This is a genomic window from Methanococcoides seepicolus, assembly GCF_023684405.1.
Classification (GTDB): Archaea; Halobacteriota; Methanosarcinia; order Methanosarcinales; family Methanosarcinaceae; genus Methanococcoides; species Methanococcoides seepicolus.
The window spans coordinates 20,630-40,733 of sequence record NZ_JAGSOI010000007.1 but is presented as its reverse complement, the minus strand read 5'-3'; the positions used below and the strand labels follow the sequence as shown (position 1 = coordinate 40,733).

18 protein-coding genes and 1 pseudogene are annotated in these 20,104 nt (G+C 42.4%); 8 read left to right on the top strand and 11 right to left on the bottom strand.

Annotated features, from left to right (window positions below; genetic code table 11):
- The 4 genes and pseudogenes from mtbB (at position 1) to KDK67_RS03030 (ending at position 5,382) form a co-directional block, all read left to right on the top strand.
- Positions 1-1,404, top strand: a pseudogene (gene mtbB, locus KDK67_RS03045) ([dimethylamine--corrinoid protein] Co-methyltransferase).
- A 187-nt stretch (positions 1,405-1,591) separates the two neighbouring features.
- Positions 1,592-3,424 carry a cation:proton antiporter domain-containing protein gene (locus KDK67_RS03040; RefSeq protein ID WP_250867366.1) on the top strand — a complete coding sequence of 611 codons (1,833 nt, stop codon included), beginning with the start codon at positions 1,592-1,594 and terminating at the stop codon, positions 3,422-3,424.
- 110 nt (positions 3,425-3,534) lie between these two features.
- Positions 3,535-4,815 (top strand): replication protein A, encoded by a 1,281-nt coding sequence (locus tag KDK67_RS03035; RefSeq protein ID WP_250867365.1) that lies wholly within the window; start codon positions 3,535-3,537, stop codon positions 4,813-4,815.
- Positions 4,816-5,382, top strand: coding sequence for an RPA family protein (locus tag KDK67_RS03030; protein WP_250867364.1), 567 nt, complete (start codon positions 4,816-4,818; stop codon positions 5,380-5,382). It begins immediately after the preceding gene.
- 340 nt (positions 5,383-5,722) lie between these two features.
- Here the strand turns inward: KDK67_RS03030 and KDK67_RS03020 are convergent, their stop codons facing one another.
- From KDK67_RS03020 to KDK67_RS03010, 3 genes are read right to left on the bottom strand one after another with little or no spacing between them, the layout of a single operon-like run.
- Positions 5,723-6,253 carry a metallophosphoesterase family protein gene (locus KDK67_RS03020; protein WP_250867363.1) on the bottom strand — a complete coding sequence of 177 codons (531 nt, stop codon included), beginning with the start codon at positions 6,251-6,253 and terminating at the stop codon, positions 5,723-5,725.
- Between the two features lie 31 nt (positions 6,254-6,284).
- Positions 6,285-7,073: a DUF7839 domain-containing protein gene (locus KDK67_RS03015; RefSeq protein ID WP_250867362.1), complete on the bottom strand. Its 789-nt coding sequence runs from the start codon at positions 7,071-7,073 to the stop codon at positions 6,285-6,287.
- Complete coding sequence (locus tag KDK67_RS03010; RefSeq protein ID WP_250867361.1) at positions 7,070-7,579, bottom strand: ArsR family transcriptional regulator; 510 nt, start codon at positions 7,577-7,579, stop codon at positions 7,070-7,072. Before KDK67_RS03010 ends, KDK67_RS03015 begins: the two co-directional genes overlap by 4 nt.
- A 241-nt stretch (positions 7,580-7,820) precedes the next feature.
- On the opposite strand from KDK67_RS03010, the gene KDK67_RS03005 reads away from it, so the two are divergent.
- Positions 7,821-8,429, top strand: a complete 609-nt coding sequence (locus KDK67_RS03005; protein WP_250867360.1) for a hypothetical protein — start codon at positions 7,821-7,823, stop codon at positions 8,427-8,429.
- Between the two features lie 45 nt (positions 8,430-8,474).
- On the opposite strand, the gene leuS is transcribed toward KDK67_RS03005, so the two are convergent.
- Complete coding sequence (leuS, locus tag KDK67_RS03000) at positions 8,475-11,363, bottom strand: leucine--tRNA ligase (protein ID WP_250867359.1); 2,889 nt, start codon at positions 11,361-11,363, stop codon at positions 8,475-8,477.
- Positions 11,364-11,576: 213 nt separating this feature from the next.
- Between leuS and cgi121 the strand changes: the two genes are divergently transcribed.
- From cgi121 to KDK67_RS02985, 3 genes are all read left to right on the top strand, one after another.
- Positions 11,577-12,131, top strand: a complete 555-nt coding sequence (gene cgi121 / locus KDK67_RS02995; RefSeq protein ID WP_250867358.1) for a KEOPS complex subunit Cgi121 — start codon at positions 11,577-11,579, stop codon at positions 12,129-12,131.
- A 110-nt stretch (positions 12,132-12,241) separates the two neighbouring features.
- On the top strand, positions 12,242-13,330 hold the full coding sequence (gene glpX, locus KDK67_RS02990) for a class II fructose-bisphosphatase (protein WP_250867357.1): 1,089 nt from the start codon (positions 12,242-12,244) through the stop codon (positions 13,328-13,330).
- Between the two features lie 12 nt (positions 13,331-13,342).
- Positions 13,343-14,635 carry a tRNA (N(6)-L-threonylcarbamoyladenosine(37)-C(2))-methylthiotransferase gene (locus KDK67_RS02985; RefSeq protein ID WP_250867356.1) on the top strand — a complete coding sequence of 431 codons (1,293 nt, stop codon included), beginning with the start codon at positions 13,343-13,345 and terminating at the stop codon, positions 14,633-14,635.
- A gap of 10 nt (positions 14,636-14,645) precedes the next feature.
- Here the strand turns inward: KDK67_RS02985 and KDK67_RS02980 are convergent, their stop codons facing one another.
- The 7 genes from KDK67_RS02980 to KDK67_RS02950 all read right to left on the bottom strand — a co-directional run bounded on the left by KDK67_RS02980 (position 14,646) and on the right by KDK67_RS02950 (position 19,966).
- Complete coding sequence (locus tag KDK67_RS02980) at positions 14,646-16,349, bottom strand: chloride channel protein (protein WP_250867355.1); 1,704 nt, start codon at positions 16,347-16,349, stop codon at positions 14,646-14,648.
- Between the two features lie 140 nt (positions 16,350-16,489).
- Complete coding sequence (locus KDK67_RS02975; protein WP_250867354.1) at positions 16,490-17,047, bottom strand: flavodoxin family protein; 558 nt, start codon at positions 17,045-17,047, stop codon at positions 16,490-16,492.
- A 204-nt stretch (positions 17,048-17,251) separates the two neighbouring features.
- The gene (locus KDK67_RS02970; RefSeq protein ID WP_250867353.1) at positions 17,252-17,599 is read right to left on the bottom strand and encodes a potassium channel family protein; all 348 of its coding nucleotides are present in this window, start codon (positions 17,597-17,599) and stop codon (positions 17,252-17,254) included.
- A gap of 34 nt (positions 17,600-17,633) precedes the next feature.
- Positions 17,634-18,005, bottom strand: a complete 372-nt coding sequence (locus tag KDK67_RS02965) for a hypothetical protein (protein WP_250867352.1) — start codon at positions 18,003-18,005, stop codon at positions 17,634-17,636.
- Positions 18,002-18,292 carry a PLDc N-terminal domain-containing protein gene (locus KDK67_RS02960; protein ID WP_250867351.1) on the bottom strand — a complete coding sequence of 97 codons (291 nt, stop codon included), beginning with the start codon at positions 18,290-18,292 and terminating at the stop codon, positions 18,002-18,004. Before KDK67_RS02960 ends, KDK67_RS02965 begins: the two co-directional genes overlap by 4 nt.
- A gap of 54 nt (positions 18,293-18,346) precedes the next feature.
- Positions 18,347-18,895: a hypothetical protein gene (locus KDK67_RS02955; protein WP_250867350.1), complete on the bottom strand. Its 549-nt coding sequence runs from the start codon at positions 18,893-18,895 to the stop codon at positions 18,347-18,349.
- An 87-nt stretch (positions 18,896-18,982) separates the two neighbouring features.
- Complete coding sequence (locus KDK67_RS02950) at positions 18,983-19,966, bottom strand: cytochrome c biogenesis protein CcdA (protein ID WP_250867349.1); 984 nt, start codon at positions 19,964-19,966, stop codon at positions 18,983-18,985.
- Positions 19,967-20,104: the final 138 nt, after the last annotated feature.

Here is a 20,104-nt window from a genome sequence, read left to right as displayed (position 1 = left end):
ATGGCAACAGAATATTTCTTAAGAATGGGTGACGGTCAGAAGATCTTCATGACCAAGGAAGACATACTGGCTGACATCGAAGCAGGTTGTGCTGACGCAGCAGACCTCGGTGACATTCCAGCACTTTCCGAAGATGAAATGGATCATATGCTTGACATCATCACTTCACCTGGCAGGATCGTCGGTGTAGAGCCAGGACTTGAAGTTCCGGTAACACACGACATTGGTGCTATCAGGATCGATGGTGACCAGGGTAACAGTGGTGTAGGTATTCCTGCAAGCAGACTCGTTGGTTCAATGGTCCACGAGCGTGCATTTGGCGCAGACACAATGGAGCTCGGTCACATCGACTACAGCTTCAAGCCAGTCAAGCCAGTTATCTCCCAGGAACAGCAGACAATGGAAGTTTGCCAGCAGAACATGGTTATTCCTATGCTCTACGGTGCAATGCCAAACATGGGTCTGTACTACACTCCTGATGGTCCTTTCGAGAACCCAGGCGACCTTATGAAAGCTTTCAAGATATCTGAAGCTCAGGACTCTATCCAGCACGCTGGTGACCACGGAATACGTGACATGGTCTGGATCATGCAGAAGCTCCAGAAGGTTGGCTCTGACGGTGTTAACTTCGATACCATCGGCGCAGCTGGCGACGGTGACATGTACGCATCACTTAATGCTATTGAGCAACTCCGAAAAGAGTTCCCTAACATGTACATCAATGCAGGTATGGCAGGAGAACTCGTTCTTGGTATGCACGGTGACCTTGAGTACGATGGTACAAGACTTGCAGGTCTCTGGCCACACGAGCAGGTATTACTTGCTGAGAAGGCAGGAGCTAACACCTTCGGTCCAGTATGTAACACAAACACCAGCAAGACTTCCGCATGGAACATGGGTCGTTCAGTAACATTCACAAAGGCAGCTGTCGAAGCATCCTCTATTCCATGTCACGCAGATATGGGTATGGGTGTCGGCGGTATTCCAATGCTTGAGACCCCTCCAATAGATGCAGTAACAAGGGCAAGCAAGGCAATTGTTGAGATCGCAGGCGTAGATGGAATATAGATCGGTGTTGGCGACCCACTCGGTATGCCAATCGCACACATCATGGCTTCCGGTATGACCGGTATGAGAGCAGCTGGTGACCTTGTTGCAAGGATGCAGTTCTCAAAGAACATGAGACTTGGAGAAGCAAAGGACTTCGTAGCAAAGAAGCTCGGTGTCTCAAATGCAGACCTTTCCGACGAGTTCGTCATGAGAGAGATCAGAGAAGAGCTCGACATCGGTGTAATCACCTCTGTGCCAGGTTGCGCAAAGGGTATTGCAGCTAAGATGAACATCGAGAAACTCCTCGATATCGAAATCAACTGCTGTGAAACTTTCAGAAACACAATCGCATAATTTCAATAAAGTAGATAGGGTTCTACCCTGTCTTCTTTTTATCTTTTCTTTTTTTAGTGATCTTTCAAAATCATTTGGTTTCAACACCATTATATTAGTCGTTTTTGAAAACAACTTTATATTTTAATTGCATTATCTCTATTAACATTACTCAGGCAGATGCCTAAATGCTTTCTGGAGTTTTAAAGTGGAATCCATATATCTGTTACAGATCGCGCTTGCGGTATTGGTCATGAGCCTTCTGGCACAAAGTCTGAGCAGGCTCTTCAAAATGCCCGTCCTTATTTTTCTGCTTGCAGAAGGTATCATTGCAGGACCTGAAATACTTGGACTTCTGGACCCTTCTCTTCTTGGAGAAGGTCTTACAGCAATAGTCTCTTTGTGCGTTGCAGTGATAGTATTTGATGGTGGGCTTCATATTGATGTGAAGTCGATAAGGGCCATACAAAAAGGTGTGCTCAGGCTTGTGACCATTGGGGTCATTATTACATTCGTCTGTGCAACATTTCTAAGCTATGCAATAGTTGGTATCCCATTGGAAATAGCTGCTGTTTTCGGAGCATTGGTAACTGCAACAGGTCCTACGGTGATCACTCCTGTTGTGAGGCAGGTCCGGGTAAGTCATAAGGTCAGCAAAACCCTAGAGCTTGAAGGTGTCCTTAACGATGCCGCCTGTGTTATACTTGCAGCACTTGTTTTTGAGGTCGTAGTTTCCCAGTTATCAGGTTTTGAAGTTGCCAGCTTTATTCTTTACAGAGCTCTCATTGGTCTGTTAATGGGTTCACTGGGAGGTTTCTTATTATCAAAGTTCCTCTCAAAAGCCGTTATCTCCGAGCAAATGGTGAAATTTTTGACCTTAACTTCAGTTATTGCTATTTTTGTAGTCTCTGAGTCATTGGGTGCAGAATCCGGGATCCTTGCAATGGCAGTGTTTGGAATAATTATGGGTACCTCAGATGTACCTTACAAGAATGTTTTAAAAGAGTTCAAAGGGGATCTCGTTATGATGATGCTCTCTCTTATCTTTATTCTTCTTGCTGCAATGCTCAGGTTCGAAGATATTTTCAGGATCGGTCTTCTTGGAATTACTGTTGTATTCTTATTGATGTTCTTTGTTCGTCCTCTTTCCGTTTTTGCAAGTATGGTGGGGACAGCGTTCAATACTAAGGAAAAGCTATTTATCTCGTTTGTTGGTCCTCGCGGAGTCGTACCCGCATCAATTGCAACTTATTTTGCGATAAAACTGAATGGTTTAAATTTTGAAGGTGGGCAAGAGCTTGTAGGTCTGGTATTTTTAACTGTTATCATTACTGTATTAATGACAGGTTTCCTGTCGAAATATGTAGCTAAGTTTTTAGGAGTGATACCCATGGAGATCCTTATAGTAGGCGGAGGAGAAGTCGGCAGAATACTTGCGGAGAGATTTGAAAAAAGAGGTGAAAATGTAGTTGTTGTTGAATCATCCGATGAGCACTGTCAACGCCTTATGAAATCTGGAATTCGTGTCGTACATGGCGATGCGGAAGATGTGAATGTCCTCAAAAAAGCCGGTATTGAAAATGCAAAATATGTCGTTGCAAGTACTGATCAGGATAATACCAATCTTCTGGTATGCCAGATCGCAAAGACAAAGTTCGGTTTCAAGGAAGATCAGATAGTTGCAAGGGTAAACAATATGGAAAACCTACATGCATTTTGGGACCTTGAGATACGCGCAATGAGCCCTGCCATGAGTACTGCTCTTTTCCTCGATAATATGGTTGGTAGGCCTCACATGTTCTCCATGTGCGAAGTAGGTGAAGGTGGGGATATACTCGAGATCAAGGTCACAAATCCAAAGGTTGCCGGAAAATCCATCAAAGAGTTGTCGCTTCCTGAGGACAGTCTTCTGCTAATGGTGAGGAGGGGTAATCAATCGTTCATTGCAAACGGTAACCTCGTACTTGAATTCGATGATGTGGTAACTGTCATTGGGGAAGGGGATGCAGCAAAGGTTGTTGCAGACCTTTTGGGTAGGTAATTTCAGTTTTTCAATTACTTTCACCCCGCTTACTTTAATTACTTATACTTAAGTGATGTAAGTTAATTTGCCTCTCTATCAGGAACAAACATGAGGCTTGAGGAAATAATATGGATAAAACAGCAGAGAATATAAAATCAAAATTTTTGGAACTTGGTGTGGATATACCAATTGAGGACATTGTAGATCGTCTTGATAAATTGGTGACAAAATTCAAAGTTCCTCTTGATGAAGCTCGCAGAAGTGTCATTACGTATTTCTTAAAGGAAAATGATCTCGACAGAAATGCTTTTTTTGGTGGTCAGTCAACAACACCTGACTCGAGGTCAACACCCGATGTTAAGCTCAATGGGATTGATGAAGGTGGAAAATGGGTGAACATCAAGGCAAAGGTCTTACAATTGTGGGACAGTTCCCATGAATCTGTTTCACAGGTAGGCATCATCGGTGATGAAACTGCTACAATAAAGTTCATCAAATGGGCACGTGACATGATCCCTGATGTTGAAGAGGGAAAAAGCTACTATTTCAAGAATGTTGTTAGCAATGAGTGGAATGGAAGGTTTGAAGTAACTCTTAATAAGAACACTGTAGTAGAAGAACTCGATGAGGACATTGAAGTTATTTCATCTCCGATCGGCGGAGCTGGAGATGGGCAGCCTGCACCAATGGTAAATGTTGCTGATATTGCAGAAGATGGAAAATGGTTATCTATTAAAGTAAAGGTCTCTCAGTTATGGGACAATTCCCATGAATCTATATCTCAGGTAGGATTGGTCGGAGATAGCACTGGTACTATCAAATTCATCAAATGGACGAGTGCAGATCTGTTAGATCTCACTGAGGGGAATAGTTATCTTTTTAATAATGTCGTTGCACAGGAATGGAATGACAAGTTTGAGTTAACTCTTAACAAGAACAGTTCTATAGAAGAACTTGATGAAGACATAGAGATCGCTTCTTCTTCCATTATATTTGCTGGTGCAATGGTGGATGTACAGTCAGGTTCCGGATTGATAAAACGTTGTCCTGAGTGTAAAAGGGCACTCACGAAAGGTGCCTGTATGGAGCATGGAAAAGTAGATGGGACTTATGATCTTCGTATCAAGGCAGTTCTTGATGACGGTAACACTGCACAGGAATCTATTCTTAAAAGAGATCTTGCTGAACAGGTAAGTGGTATAACTCTGGATGATGCAATTTCCATGGCTGCTGATGCACTTGATCAGGGTGTTGTCCTTGATCAGATGAAGTTAAAATTACTTGGAAAATATTTCATCGTGACTGGCTCCAAAGTTGATCGCTACATTCTTGTAGATTCAATTGAACTGCAGGATGGGCTGGATATGGAAATGCTTGATGAACTTATTACAGAGGCGGAGGTGCTCTAAATGGCTGGATATGTTAGGGAAGTTTCAAGGCGTGTTTTTGCACAGGAATTCAGAGAATCCAATCTGACTTTCAAGGATGGGGATGACCAGTATTCCCCACAATATCTGCTGACACCTACCGGTGCAAAGGTAAATCGCCTTTTCATTGTAGGTACTCTCATCGAGAAAGAGGATATCGGTACGGATTCCGAGTATTGGAGGGGTCGCGTGTCCGATCCAACTGGTTCTTTCATGATCTATGCAGGTCAGTACCAGCCGGAAGCTGCTCAGGCTCTTGCAGAATGTGAAACTCCCGCTTTTGTAGCGATCGTAGGCAAGCCAAGCACTTATACAACCGCTGAGGGCACAGTTCTTACATCAGTAAGGCCGGAATCGATCTCTATTGTCGATGTTACAACACGCGATCTTTGGGTTGCTGATACGGCAAGACGAACTCTTGAGCGTGTCAAGGATCTTGATAATATGGATTCCAATGTCGTCAAAGCAAAAGAGCACTACAATACTGATAAAGATCATTATTCATCAATGGTCAAGGAAGCTTTGAGATCATTGAAAGAAGATCTCTGATATTTCAACAACTGCACATTTTGTGCAGTTTTCCTATTTTTGAACAAAACGTAGGTAAAGAAGTCATCTTACATATGTACGGTGATGTTATGAAGACATTTTGATATGGTTCGGCATTGAAGGTGCCAGTCCTTCTAAAGTTAACAGACGCCTTATGTCAATGGGCTTTAAACCGGTTCAGGGTTTTATGATCATGTTTATGACTGGGACATTTCCCTAAATGTTGATGAGATTCTGAAATTTGGCGATAAAGCGCAGTTAAGTCTTCCTAACATGGGTGTAATGTTCAAAATAGAAACTATAAACGATCAGGAAGAATAAAGCCTTGCCATTATCGTTTTTATCTATCGTTCTCCAGATCTCGTGAAAAATCGATGAACCCGCATGCTTTCCCTTCGATCTCAACGATCTTGGGAGATATTTTTCCAGCCTCAATATCTATCAATACTACAGATGGGTCTGAAAGGCGTGGTTTTGTCGGTGAACCCGGGCATATCAGTATCACATCGCTTTTTTCTATCAATGGTCTGTGGATGTGTCCGAATATAAGGACATCAACCCCCATCTCAAGGGCTAGATAACGCAAAGCGGTCGTATCCATAATAGACAGTGAGCCTTCATGAACGATCCCTATCTTAACCCCATCTGCTTCAAAAACAAGTCTTTCAGGCAATAATTGTCTTAATTCAGAATTATCTGAATTCCCATGTACTGCCTTAAGTTTACCTGTGGCTGCAAATGCATTATAGCATTCAGTTGATGTAAAATCGCCAGCATGGGCGATTATATCGCAGTCATCAAGCAATCCCTTGAAGGTGGGGGGTATATCACCCTCCTTGAGATGTGTGTCAGAAATAGCAAGTATTTTCATAGTTATCTATCTATAATATGTCAGCTTTTCCTCACTGAACAGTGAGGTCTACCAGCTCATATTCCAGATTTTCTATCTCTAGCCTGCTCATAATCTGTGGTACTTCCTCATCAATTGCAAGTACGAGAGATGACAATCCGTGGAATGCAGCTTCCACAATTGATTCCTTGGCCCCATACATCACGTCTGGTTCCATGTTTATCTTTTTCAACGCTACAAGTGATTCAACACCAATGACTGCAATAAATGATTTTGAACTGGCAAGTTTTTCCAGCCTTTCAAGATCTACATTTCTTGATCCGCCACGTTCACTTCGTGGTATCTTGCATACGGTGATGCTTGCCGTTTCAAGTTCGATCATTCCCAAAAGGTTCGTAACTCCAACATCATCCCCTTTTTCAACAGAAGATATCGTGATGCCGGTTGCACTCGTTATATTCATTTTGCTGACGTAAAGTAAACCCTTTCGCATCTGAAGGTATACATTATCCCCTTTTTCAAGATCCTCATCTGCAATGGCTGTCCATGTGGAAACATGACTAATGATGTCGCTCATGACAAAATTAGCATAACGCTTCATGTCCGCAGCACCTTCCAGGACCCATTCAACACCTTTTTTAGTGATCCTGTAGCGTACACGGCCATCAGAAAAGATAAATCCTTCAGCGGTAAGTTCTTTTATATATTCAGAAACTGCCTGAGGTGTAACGCCGATCTTTTCAGCGATCTCCTTCTGGCGAACATTTGGTTGATGTGCAGCAACTTCTGTAAGTATCTGAAATTTGGTGATACCACTTTTAGTTTGAAGAATATCTATCATTCATTTTCCTCATTCATCTTGAGCCTTTGTCCCATGACAGAAAGCTTCGATGATCTTCTGGCCAGAGAACGAATATATAATGGATTTTTGTTCATAGCACGTGTCAAACTGCTCATGGAATGATTTCCTTTCTCCACCAGTTCTTCAAGTTCTGTTATGAGGTCACTGATCTCTTCATATTTATTGAAAGTAAGTATTATTATATCGCTCAGATCTTCAAAAGAACACTGGAAGTTCGATTGAACTTTAGAATAAGATGAATGATATTCCTTTTCGGGCATTTTTCCGGGTTCCGGCATATGCCACTGACTTTCAAGAAGTCCACATTTTTTCAGTATGCTAATGCTTTCTGTTGCATCAAATCCCATTTTCTCTTCTATGTCTCCTTTTGTCAACCACTCGTCTAAAAGGAGATTGAACACCTGTTTATGTTCTTTTGACTGAAAAGTCTGGAGCAGGGGAACCAGTTCTGAGGGGTCATTTATAATTCGAGTCCTTTTCGGCATTATTAGAAACCTCTTTTAAGGTAAGTTTTGGGGGGTTCGCAGATTTTTCCGGGTAAAATCCACTTTTTTATTCACTACGCTTACTCCCATATGCAACTTTAACTAAATAAAGGTGTTGTGGGTGTATGGCTTTATTGCGCAGATTCTAGTGTCTTATGCTCTTCTTTTTTATGATAAAAATCATCATCTTTAATTGACCGATACATTTATCCAAGTTTGTTATCAATACTGATTAGGAAGCATGGCTGAAGATCTATATACGAAAATTTATAAGATACTTGATAAAAAGCAATTATCCATAAGTGGTATAAGCAGGGAGCTCAAAGCAGAAGGTTTTGAAGAACACCGGCTTATCATCACAGGCTATCTTCGCGCATTGCGTGATATGGATAAATTAAAGGAAGTTGAAATCCCTCCCTCCAAGATATATGTATGTGTGGAGGGTGGGGATGCATCCGAAAGTGAGCTATATTCTGTAATGGCCAAACATTTTCAATCCCTTGAACCGGATATTCGTTTTCCTGTGGCTGTTCACATTGCCACTTCCATCTTTGAAAGACCTGTTTTCAAAGAAGAACTGAAATTAATGGGTATTAATGAATCCCACATCAGGAACTATCGCCGTTCTCTCATTACGGTCGGGGACCTGGCGGGTAAAGATCTGAAAGAATTGAGAAGGTCCATTAATCGTATCGAAATTCCCGATTCGGACCCTGCATATAATATCGCAGTGGATCCCACATCAGTCGAGATACTAAGGCTCGCGAATACTGTTCTTATTGCTTTGGTCAAAGAAATGTCTGACCTTAGTGGTCTTGTACCAAAGACAAAACAGATCACTCTAATTTAAGGCTAAGATCAAAAAAGGATGGTGAAGGGATTATCCCCCTCCACATCATTCAAGATAGATGGCCGGTCTGAGTGGATATGCGAACCTTGCCTTATTTTCGGGGTCATAGTCCGCATTATCTGCTGAATATATCTCAACAGGGCATCCAAGCTCGTTCTTGAAGAATTCCAGATTTTCCTCAAGTGCGATCTTCTCATCAAGATCGAAGTTCGAAAGGGTATCGAACTTTTCCTCGTTCATGGCCGTTATGTCCGAAACGACCTTCTGCGCAAACTTAGGAACTTCCTTTCCATGGCTCCTCATCTCTGGTTCGCTCATAAGATCCTTTATAAGTATACCAGGATTCAGGCTTCCTTCCTTTTGCATTGAAAGGGCCTTCTTGAATGTCTCCATCTTCCATTCAGGTGAAGTGTACAATATGGCCTTCTTTGGTGTGAGCTTTGTAACTTTTATGATCTCATCCACATCTGCAAGGGTACCGCTGATAAGCTCCTCTGTAAATTCTGCCTGAGTGTCCACGAGAGTCTCATCATATTGCGGATAGTCTGCCAATGAAATAAGATTATTGTCTGAATGGCCTATTGCCTCCCATATCTCTTCACAGATATGCGGGGTGAATGGCGCCATGAGTCTTATCCAGACATCCAGTACCTCACAAAGAAGAGCGCTTCCACCACGCTTCTGATACCATCTTATATCATTGAACAGCAGGAAGTATGCATTCTGCAATGCATTTCGTGTCCTGATCGTATCAAGGGCCTCATTTGTTTCAAGTATGCGCTGCTGCAATCTGCTGAGCATCCATCTATCGATGCCTTTCAGTTTCTCCATATTACAGGTTGGGATGCCGGATCCGATAATATCCTTTGAGAAATTATAGAACCTTTCTATCTGCTTTCTGGCAGTTTCGATTCCGGAGTTCTTCCAGTCAGCATCCTGCATCTGTTCCGCACTGGAAAGGATATACATCCTGGAAATGTCCGCACCATAATTTGCGATAGCATCATTCAGTGTAAGAAGGGGACCCTTTGATTTACTCATCTTCTTTCCTTCAAGTGACACAAAACCATTGATGGCTATTGCACGTGGCCATTTATCCTCATCGAAGATAGCTACGTGGTGGAACAGGAAGAACAACAGGTGGTTCGGTATCAGGTCCTTTCCTGAAGATCTCAGGTCAACAGGGTACCAGTATTCGAAGTCGTTGCTTATCTGTTCGATGATATCTGCATCGATACCGCTCTTTTCAGCAGCAGTCTCCAATGAACATTTTTTAAGGAGCACATGGTCGAACAGTTCCGGCACTAGCTGCTCTGTCTCAATTCCCATTGCAATGAACTTCGCAACGATGTAATATGACATGTAGATCGTGGAATCCCCAAGGGACTCAATAAGCCACTGGTTATCAAAGGGCAGAAGTGTTCCAAGCCCTTTCTTCCTCGCACATGCCTTGTCCTTGAGCCAGTCCACTTTGTTGTTGAACTCGACCCTGAGGTCTTCAGGGATGATGTCCATGTTCTCGATACAGTGGTAAACCTTTTCCTTCCATTCAGGGTTAGAATAGTTGAGGAACCATTGTCCTTTGACCATATTGACGACACATGGTGTTCCGCAACGGCAGACGACCGGTTCACTGAACTCGTAGAATACTTCGCCGATCCCCATTTCAATGAGGTCCCGTGTAAGAACATCCTTGATCTTGGAAACAGCCATTCCGGAATACTTGCCCGTATTCTCTTTAAGCACACCACCATGGAATTCGCGGCGATAGACGATCTTTGTCGCCTCTTCTGCCTTGGGGTCGTCCTGGTCCTTTACCTCGAACTGTTCCACAGCCTCTATCGCAGGGAATTCCCCGAATTCTTTCACTTTGATCAATGAAATGAACTTGAGTTCCCGCAGGTCTTCAATGATCCCATATTCGCTGAGGTCCTTGTCATAGAGGTCTCTCAAAGCAAGATAATCGTATGGTGCATGTGAAGGCACGCTCATTACGATACCGCTTCCGTTCTCTCCCTTAACAAAGGATGCAGGCAAGGTAATGACCTGTGCGTCGTTCAGGGGGTTAGTGACCTTGATGCCTATCAATGACCTGGCATCGATATCCTCGATGAACTCTACCTCTCTGTCCGTGAAAGTAAGTTTACGATATGCTTCCTTGCTTACGACCCATACCTCTTCCCTGCCTTCAAAGGTCACTTTTATCTTAACATGCTCCAGATTTGGATTGATCCACAGATTTGTCACACCGAAGACCGTTTCAGGTCTTAATGTGGCACATGGGATAATCATGCCATCATACTTGAATTTGACAAGAGTGTAATCTATGATCGTAGCTTCTTCTCCGTGGAGGATATCATGATCTTCCACAGGATTATCGTCATTAGGGCACCATTTGACAGGATGTGAACCCTTGACGATGAGGTCCTTTTCATAAAGCAGATTGAACTGCCATTCGATGAACTTCTTATAATTTGGATCGGTGGTCGTGAACTTACGTCTCCAGTCGATGGAATATCCAATGGAGCGCATGGACCTTTCAGCTTCCACACTGAAATAATCCACTATTTTTTCAGGAGTGTCTATGCCCTTGAGCGTTTCCATTGGTATCCCGTGGAACTCGGTATACACTTTCATCGTCTCTGGATCCCGATTCTGTATGAGCTCTGCAAGCCCGACTATCGGTGTTCCGGTCACATGGAATCCCATTGGATAGAGGACATTGTTGCCCATCATCCTCTTGTACCTTGCAACGACATCACCGATGGTGAATGTCCTTGTATGCCCGGCATGGAGATTTCCGTTCAGGTAAGGGTATGGGATAGTTATGAAATACTTGTCGCGGTCATCGGCTTCAGCTTCAAAGACCTTGCTCTCATCCCATTTTTGTTGCCATTTTTGTTCAATATTGCTTGAATTATAATCCTGTTGCATAAATAACACCGTTCCAACAAGTTCTTATCTTATTTCGAGAACACATCATGGATAGCTTCGATCTTGGTATCCGCGACTTTTGCTATGGAAAATTGTAGATATGATAATAGCTCTAGTTCTGATAAATTTAGTTATATTTCGTTTAATTAATGACAAACTAAATAAAAGGAGCGGAAAGAACGCTTCCCTTTGATCATATATTGTTTTCTTTATATGGTGACCGTCATACTTATTGAAGGGAAATCTAATCCACATATCATGGATATCCAGCTCATAGAAGGCTCTTTGGTCATAGATGAACTACAAAGGTTTTTGAAAGGTCTTTCTTCAATAGCATCCGAACATGATGTGATAATACAGGGAATGGATGCCGGCAAGATCGCTGGAAAAGCCCATATAGACCATGCAATTTCAAAAGCAATGAAAGCAATGGAGAATGGTACTAACATTGCAAAGGACCTTGGGGTGGAGATGATGCGTTATGCTTCCGGTAAAAGGCAGATCGGCGAGGCATTCTCCATTGGGCTTTCCGAAGGCAGGCTGGATGTCGTGTTCATTATAATGGGAGCTCCTGAGAATGTGGGCGAAGCCGCTAAAAAGGTTTCTTCACTCGTTGAGCCTTCGGATGTGCTCAAACATTCAATATCCAAGAATGAGAAGCTTATTTCCCAATTCTCTATAACGGATGCTGAAATTGAAGCGGTGGGAGAAGACCGGATACCTGAACTGGTTCTGGAAAGGGTTGCTCTTGTTGATGTTCTTAAATAAGTTTGTTTCGACCCTATCTGTACCAACGTTCGTTTTTGATGAAAGTTAATGGAAAACATTAATAGTTTTGAAACATTAGTCAGCTACATACTTTTATCGGAGATGATATTTTGCCTCACCCAAAGACAGTAGAGAACATGATAAAATGCGCAGGTCCTATCGAGTGTGCATTACTTCCAAGCCTTATCCACGTAACAGAAACTGCAGCCATTGCTGCATCATATCAGATGGGGAAAGGCAACAAGAACTACGCAGATCAGGTTTCTGTAGAAGCCATGCGTAGGATGATGAACACTCTTGATTTCAAAGGTGTTATCAAGATCGGTGAAGGTGAGCGTGATGAAGCTCCTATGCTATTCATCGGTGAGGAAGTCGGTACAGGCAAAGGCGATATCGTAGTAGATATAGCAGTCGATCCTCTTGAAGGGACCAATCTGACCGCAGACGGTATCCCTGGTTCTATCTCCGTTATGGCAATGGCAGAGCCTGGCGGATTGTTCCATGGGCCTGATGTTTATATGGACAAGATCGTTGTTGGTCCTGATGTTGTCAGGTATGAAAAGGAACATCCTGATGAAAAAATTGACCTTGATGCACCTGTCATAAAGAATCTTGAGATAGTTGCAAAGGCACTTGACAGGGATATTGGGGAGATTGTTGTTGTCATTCTCGACAGGGAACGACACACAAATAAGATCGAGGAGATCCGTGCCACCGGTGCACGTGTAAGCCTTGTTTCTGACGGCGACCTTATGCCAGGTGTTTCCACAGCTGTACGTGGTTCGGGTATCCATGTCGTAATGGGTTCAGGCGGTTCAGGCGAGGCTGTGCTGACTGCGGCTGCAATTAAGATCCTTGGCGGCAAGGTCCTTGCAAGACTCATCCTTCCTACCGTTGCCAACGGCGGATCGGAAGAAGATATAGAAGCAGAGAAAGCAGAGAAGATGCCCCGTCTTGCTACAATGGGTATCACAGAAGATAACATCAATGATGTTCTTGACACTGACAAACTCGTTCCAGGCAAAGATTTCATCTTTGCAGCATCTGGAGTCACAAATGGTCAGTTCCTGAACCAGGTGAACCTTTTCGGTGGCGGAGATGCGAGGGTTCACAGTATTTCTATGGGTAGTTCTGGTGTTGTGAAACTGACAGATTCCATCTACATCGGCGACAAAGAACAGACACCTCTTCGTTTGTAATTCCTCCTTGACATGAAAGTACACATCACAACCTATGGATGTTCGGCAAATCAGGCTTCATCCGAGATCATGATCGCATCGGTCAAAGATCTCGGGTATGAGTTTGTGGATGAAAAGAATGCCGAAGTAGTGGTCATTAACACATGTACTGTTAAGTATACCACTGAGCAGAAGATCCTTCACAAGATCGAGGATCTTGGGGCTAAAGGAATCGATGTGGTCGTCACCGGCTGCATGCCACAGGTACAGCTCGAAACGATACTTGAGAGGAATCCCGATGCTCATATCCTTGGTGTGAACTCCATTGCAAAGATCGGGCAGATTATTAAGTATATTGAAAACTCCCGCAATGGAGGTTCACGCGAAAGGGTGGAACTATTATCCTCTGAGCCGGAAGGTTTTCTCAAGACCGCTCATTCACGTTTTAATCCGAACATACACATCTGCCAGATATCTCAGGGATGTGATTATAGCTGTGCTTATTGTATCGTTACGATAGCCCGGGGCAAATTACGTTCTTTCGATGCCGATTCCATTGTTGAGGATATCCGTATGGCAGTGGATGAGGGATGTCGTGAGATATGGCTGACCTCGCAGGATAACGGGCAGTATGGCACTGACAGGGATGTGTTGCTTCCGGAACTCTTAAGGCGTATCGTGGCGATCCCAGGAGATTTCAAGGTAAGGGTCGGCATGATGAACCCGTTCTCGGTAACTCCTATCCTTGATGAGCTTATTGATGCTTTCAAATCTGATAAGATATACAAGATAGTGCATCTTCCGATACAGTCAGCATCTGATTCTGTCCTTAAGAAGATGAACCGTTACCATTCCATAGAAGAGACCAACGCCATCATTTCCCGTTTAAAGGATGCTTTTCCGAATCTGACACTTTTTACTGATATCATTGTAGGATTTCCGGGTGAATCCGATGAAGATTTCAACATGACGCTGGAATGGGTGAAGACAATGAAACCTGACAAGGTGAACATTTCCCGTTATACTCCTCGCCCTCTTACAAAAGCACTTGAATATCGCAATCTGGATACTCGCATCGTTGTCGAACGTTCACATAAACTTCACAAACTATGTGATGCCATTAAATTGGATTCAAAGAAAAAGATGATCGGCTGGAAAGGGGAAGTTTTCATTTCAATGGATGCAAAGGTCAAAGGAGTAATGGCACGTACTGCATCATACAAACCGGTCGTTCTTCCTGAAGGCTCTGTATCTCCGGGAACTTCCTGTGATGTTGAAATTTATGATACGACTGCCGGATATTTCCTTGGTCGTGTTCTGGTATGATGTCGCTTCTTTATCTTTTTTGATCTTTTTCCTGAACACGAGTGACTATTTCCTTGTTGTAGGATTTGACGATATCACTTCTTGTAATGATGCCAAGAAGTCTTTTGTCATCATCTCTTGAGACAACAGGTAGTCTTCCAACGTCCCTCATCGCAAATCTTTTCAGGACAACATCCAGCGTTTCGTCAGGGTATGCTGCTATAACATCATGGGTTGCAATTTGGCTTATCTTAGTATCAAGCTCTCCATAATTGACCTTTTCTCTCATATCCTCGAGAGTTACTATCCCACATAACTTCTGATCGCTATCAAGGACCGGAAATCCTGCGTGCCGGCTTGACTGCATAAGGCCGAGCAGGTCCTTTGCGGTATCTTCCACGGATATCGTATGGACATTAGTTCGCATATTATCCCTGACGAACATTGCTTCCATTATGTTGACCTCTTTTCCTCTGCGTATTGTGAACCCTCTTCGTTTAAGCACTTCTGTGAACATCGATTCTTCGTGAAGGCTGTTCGAAATAGAGTTGCTGATCACACATGCGAACATCAGTGGTAATATGATGTTGTAGTCTCGTGTAAGTTCAAAAAGGATAAGTACCGCTGTAAGCGGGGCTCTTGCGACTCCTGCAAGTGTAGCGCCCATTCCTACCAGTGCATAAGCTCCTGCAGCGGCGGTGCTTGTTGGGAATATGCTGTGTACTATCGTTCCGTATGCTCCACCGAGCATGGCTCCTGCGAACATTGATGGTACAATGGAACCGCCAGCACCACCGGAACCGATCGTAAATGAAAATGCGAGTATTTTCAGGACGAATAATACCAGAAGCAGCTGGATGGTAAAGCTGTTCATAAGCACATCTGCTATAACATCATATCCTATACCGCGTATCTGGGGGTAACAATATCCCATTAACCCTACGAAAAGGCCGCCAATAGCAGGCTTGAATGCACTGTGGACAGGAAGTTTGTTAAATCCGTCATGTACTGTGAAAAGGGTACGTATCAATAATACGGATGATATGCCGCAAAGAATTCCAAGTATGAGGTAAAGGATCAATTCCCCTATCGGGTCCACAAGGCCGTAGTATGATATCTGTATCGGCTTGACCTCGAAGATAAGATTCGCTACAAGTGTAGCGAATACGGCCGATATTACAATAGGTATGAAAGTCCTTGTTTCAAGTTCTCCGAATATCACTTCTACAACAAAGACCACTCCTGCTAGAGGTGCATTAAAAGCAGCAGCGATACCTCCGGCAGCACCGCATCCTATCAATGTCCTGTAACGATGGTCGGGTGCTTTCAGGGCTTTTGCGAATATCGAGCCGATACCTGAACCCGCAAGGATGCCGGGAGCTTCTTTACCTACGGAACCTCCTGTTGCAATGGATATTATTGATAAGACCACTTCCCGGAAAGCATCCTTTATCCTGATACGCCCTCCATGCAAAGCAGTCCCTTCAATGACCTCTGCTACATTGCAGCGACGTATATCTGCGGAAAGGAAAGCTATGATGCCGACCAATAATCCACCGATGGCAGGGATCAATATCACAAAATAGCTGTTCGTGATCTCACTATTGCTCCAGAAGAAATCTTCTGTATAGTTCAGACAAATGTTGTATGCTACAATGGTCAGTCCTGTGAATATTCCTATAAGTATCGCTATATCATTGGTGACCCCATCTTCAAAGTGGGGCCATCGTTGCATTAATTTAGTGATGTCCGATCTTGAGAACATGATGGTCCACGAACTTCACATAATATATTCGATATTAATTCTATAGGGCGCAAAGGATGTGCAACATTGCTCATCCTCTGCATGCTGATATTTTATAAATAATTAATACGTTATTCTTTTTTGAGGGTCGCACAAAGGTTCTCGATGGTGTCAATTACGGTCTTCATGCCAATCTCGTCATCATCCACAGGTTTTTGTGCAATTCCGCCAAAGTGTGCGCCGTCTCCTACCAGTATCATTCCGTGCACCATCATGCAGTCGTGGACGTTCTGTATGGTCTTTTCCTGACCTCCGTTCCTGGAGCCTCCGACTGCCATTACTGCACCGAACTTGCCACGAAGCTGGGATCCCTGCCTTCTGAGCAGTACGCTTCTGTCGAACAATGCTTTGAGTTGTGCTGTCATGCCACCGAAATACACCGGAGTTGAAAATACGATCGCATCAGCTTCTGCAAGTTTGCCATATAGTTCCTGCATATCATCATTGATAGGACATTTTTCCCCTCTTGCACATGTTCCACATGCAATACAAGGTGCTATCTTCTTTTGTGAGATCATGATGCTGTCAGTCTCAAAACCCTTGCTTTTTGCGACTTCCAGTACGTTTCTTATGATAGTCTCATTGTTACCGTCTTGTTTTGGACTTCCTGATATCCCAAGTATTTTCATATAATCACCAATCCGCATAGGCAATGTAGGATTATTAGCTTTTGGGTTTGATCCTGTGATATATCCAGTTTCAAAAGGAGTGTATTGATAGATTCACTCCTTTTCATAGTCAATAGCTAGCCTCAAAAAGAACTTAAATTGCATATATCGGCAAAGAAAGTGCAGCTAATGAAACTATAGCTGTTCTTATTTCTTTTTCTCGATTCATTTTTCCTCGGCTCCCCCTGAGATCGCTTTATAGAGTGAGTTGTAAATTTCGGCAATTACAATAACAATCGGTACGATTATGATACTTAATCCGAGTAGTGTAATGATTGAATTAACTGCTCTTCCAATGCCTGTTTGCGGAACTATATCCCCATATCCTATAGTTGTGAGCGTTGTTATGGCCCAGTAAATACTATTTGGTATGTTGGCAAACCCGCCAGTTTTTCCTTCAATAAAGTACATCAGAACGCCTGATATTATTGTTAAACTCAGAAGAGCAAATATGAATAAAACTATTTTTCGGAAACTTTCATGTAATACTCGCGTAAAGGGACTGCTGTGCATTTGATCAAACTCCACGAATTATTTCTTACATCGTTTATTCACTGCTCCGCATTGCCATTATTCCGCCGGATATAAGCAATACCCCGGGGATAATCCACCATATGGAGAAATATAAAAAAAATCCAATTATACCGGATACCAGCATTAATTTACCGCCTTTACTCATGTCTGTTTTAGCAATAATTCCTCCGGCAATTCCCACCAAACCCACTACTAATGATAACATCCCCCAAACAATCATTATCAGTGAAGTTCCAGCATCTCCAATAATTACAGGACTGCCATATATCATGGAACCTCCGCCTGGCCATATCGAAATCAGGGCTACAGATAAAATGATAACTGACGCAAGGACTCCTAAGGAACCTCCAATGATACCTAATAGTGTTTCGACTTTTGCTTTCATTGTAAGATGTCCCTGTTATCCTGCATCCTGACCAGGAAGTAATACATTACTGCACCTATCAAATTTAGGAAGATCAAAGCAACCGACCAGATCAATTTCTCATGCTCTCCTGTGCGGGGAAAATCCTCTGTGTTCCTTTGGAGACAGTCACATAACATGAATATCCAGAAAAGAATGGCTATTGCAATTATTCCCCACAATAATTGGCCGATATGATATGTGAATACAATTATTGCAAATAGTAACATAAGTCCAGCGACTGTCCATTCTGATTTTATTTTGTTCACTTTATCCTCCCCTTATTTTTAATTTTACATATGTCTCTAGTTTGCAGTCTGTTTTTAGTCAGTCCTTATCATGCTATAAATATATTTTTTTAATGTCTTGTGCATCTGAAAATAAAAGAGTACTGTAAAAATCAGGGTCATTTGCAGCACGAAATATTTACTCTTTTCATAATCAGGAATTAGCACATTCATGGATAGAAGTCCGAGACCTATAATGGTCGAAAAGCTTACTGAATAGATGAGTGCTGTCTTTCTTGCTCCATATTTAACGGCGATTTTTCCCCAACCTTTCATCCCAACAACAAAATCCATTACTTTAAGAGGTTCGTTGAGATCGGTTTTCTCCAATTCCTTTAAGAATCTTTTCTCCTGGATTTTTGAGATCATCGGGTATTTTACTACTGAAAGTAGGAATACAGCTAACATGAGTATGGTTATACACAGGAGAGATTGCTCTAGGAATAAAAGTAGCGTTATCAAGGTCAGCAAAAAACTGAATATTGTTGGTAAGAGACTTGTTTTATTTTTTCTGTATGCAATCGCATTGTAAACAGTCATGAAAGCAAAGAACACAATTCCCAATATCAAGATGATTTCTATCAAAATTAACCCCCTATAATCCCATCATAGTCATAACATTTCAGTGCTTTTTATAATGTTTTATATTATATGGTGATTCCTTTCTTCACCTCAGATCATAACCCATAAACCCAACAAAACAAGGGATATTCCACTTATTAATTTCAGGTATCTCCTGTGCTCACGAACATGTTTGGATAAAGTATAACCTCCAAGCAACCCAATTCCAAGGAAAGGTGTCAATACTCCAAAACTAAAAGCAAACAATAGGGCTAAATCACCAATTGTCCCTTCTGTAATTGTTTTGTTCAGCAAAACCAGAAGCATAGGTACAGTGCACGGCACTTTTACCAGAGAGAACAAAACACCCAGGAAAAATAATCCTCCAATTGTACCGGCATGTTTTCTGGCCTTGTTCTGGAAATATTTGTCGAGGGACATCGGCAGGCTGAAAAGTCCCATCAGGTACAGTCCGATTCCAATAACTATAATTCCTGTGACTACAGAAAACAATTCCATGTCAGGGAGTGTCTTCCTGAATACAAGCAACCCCACTCCTATGGCTAGATAGGAAGTCATCAATCCGACACCAAAGACTATTGCTCGTTCCATACCGCTGCGGGTAGATTCACTGGTACCGGCTGTAAAACTTAAAAGAAATCCAAGTATTGCCATTAAACAAGGGGAGAATCCTGCAAACAAACCGAGTGAATAAGCAAACGGAAGATTCAAATCACTGTTTATGTACTGGTTTTCAGGCTTATTATCCTTAAAATACCTATCAATTGATAGTCTAAGTTTTTCTTCAGTTAGTTCTTCCTTTGGGATTTTAGTTTCATTATTTATGACCACCGCTGGAACCTCTATAAAACCGTATTGGTTCCATCGGTTGAATCCTTCAGTGTTTATTACATCGATTCTTACAATTTCTATACTTTCATATTGTTTTTCGATTTGATCAATAATGGGGTCAGTTATCTCGCAATCATGGCATCCAGTTTGGTGGAAATATTCGATGTATAATGGTTGTGCAGCAGAAGTGGGGATGGACAGGAGGAGTAAAATAAAAAAGAAATAAGTGAAATATTTCAGCATATTAAACCTCTTTAAAATCCGAATTGTTCAATTGTAATGGTTGGGCTCATAGGAGTTCCTTGATAAAAATTTCCAATGGCGACCTCCTATTAATATTATCTTTTAAATTATAGTGCTTGGTTGAGTGTTTGTTGGTTC

What these genes read in the sequence shown, in the direction of transcription:
- KDK67_RS02965 (WP_250867352.1), bottom strand. Translation starts at nt 18,005, where the DNA reads ATGAAAGCAAAAGTCGAAACACTATTAGGTATCATTGGAGGTTCCTTA.
- KDK67_RS03015 (WP_250867362.1), bottom strand. Translation starts at nt 7,073, where the DNA reads ATGATAGATATTCTTCAAACTAAAAGTGGTATCACCAAATTTCAGATA.
- KDK67_RS02985 (WP_250867356.1), top strand. Translation starts at nt 13,343, where the DNA reads ATGAAAGTACACATCACAACCTATGGATGTTCGGCAAATCAGGCTTCA.
- KDK67_RS03010 (WP_250867361.1), bottom strand. Translation starts at nt 7,579, where the DNA reads ATGCCGAAAAGGACTCGAATTATAAATGACCCCTCAGAACTGGTTCCC.
- KDK67_RS02980 (WP_250867355.1), bottom strand. Translation starts at nt 16,349, where the DNA reads ATGCAACGATGGCCCCACTTTGAAGATGGGGTCACCAATGATATAGCG.
- KDK67_RS03030 (WP_250867364.1), top strand. Translation starts at nt 4,816, where the DNA reads ATGGCTGGATATGTTAGGGAAGTTTCAAGGCGTGTTTTTGCACAGGAA.
- KDK67_RS03005 (WP_250867360.1), top strand. Translation starts at nt 7,821, where the DNA reads ATGGCTGAAGATCTATATACGAAAATTTATAAGATACTTGATAAAAAG.
- KDK67_RS02970 (WP_250867353.1), bottom strand. Translation starts at nt 17,599, where the DNA reads ATGCACAGCAGTCCCTTTACGCGAGTATTACATGAAAGTTTCCGAAAA.
- leuS (WP_250867359.1), bottom strand. Translation starts at nt 11,363, where the DNA reads ATGCAACAGGATTATAATTCAAGCAATATTGAACAAAAATGGCAACAA.
- cgi121 (WP_250867358.1), top strand. Translation starts at nt 11,577, where the DNA reads ATGGTGACCGTCATACTTATTGAAGGGAAATCTAATCCACATATCATG.
- KDK67_RS02975 (WP_250867354.1), bottom strand. Translation starts at nt 17,047, where the DNA reads ATGAAAATACTTGGGATATCAGGAAGTCCAAAACAAGACGGTAACAAT.
- KDK67_RS03020 (WP_250867363.1), bottom strand. Translation starts at nt 6,253, where the DNA reads ATGAAAATACTTGCTATTTCTGACACACATCTCAAGGAGGGTGATATA.
- KDK67_RS03035 (WP_250867365.1), top strand. Translation starts at nt 3,535, where the DNA reads ATGGATAAAACAGCAGAGAATATAAAATCAAAATTTTTGGAACTTGGT.
- KDK67_RS02950 (WP_250867349.1), bottom strand. Translation starts at nt 19,966, where the DNA reads ATGCTGAAATATTTCACTTATTTCTTTTTTATTTTACTCCTCCTGTCC.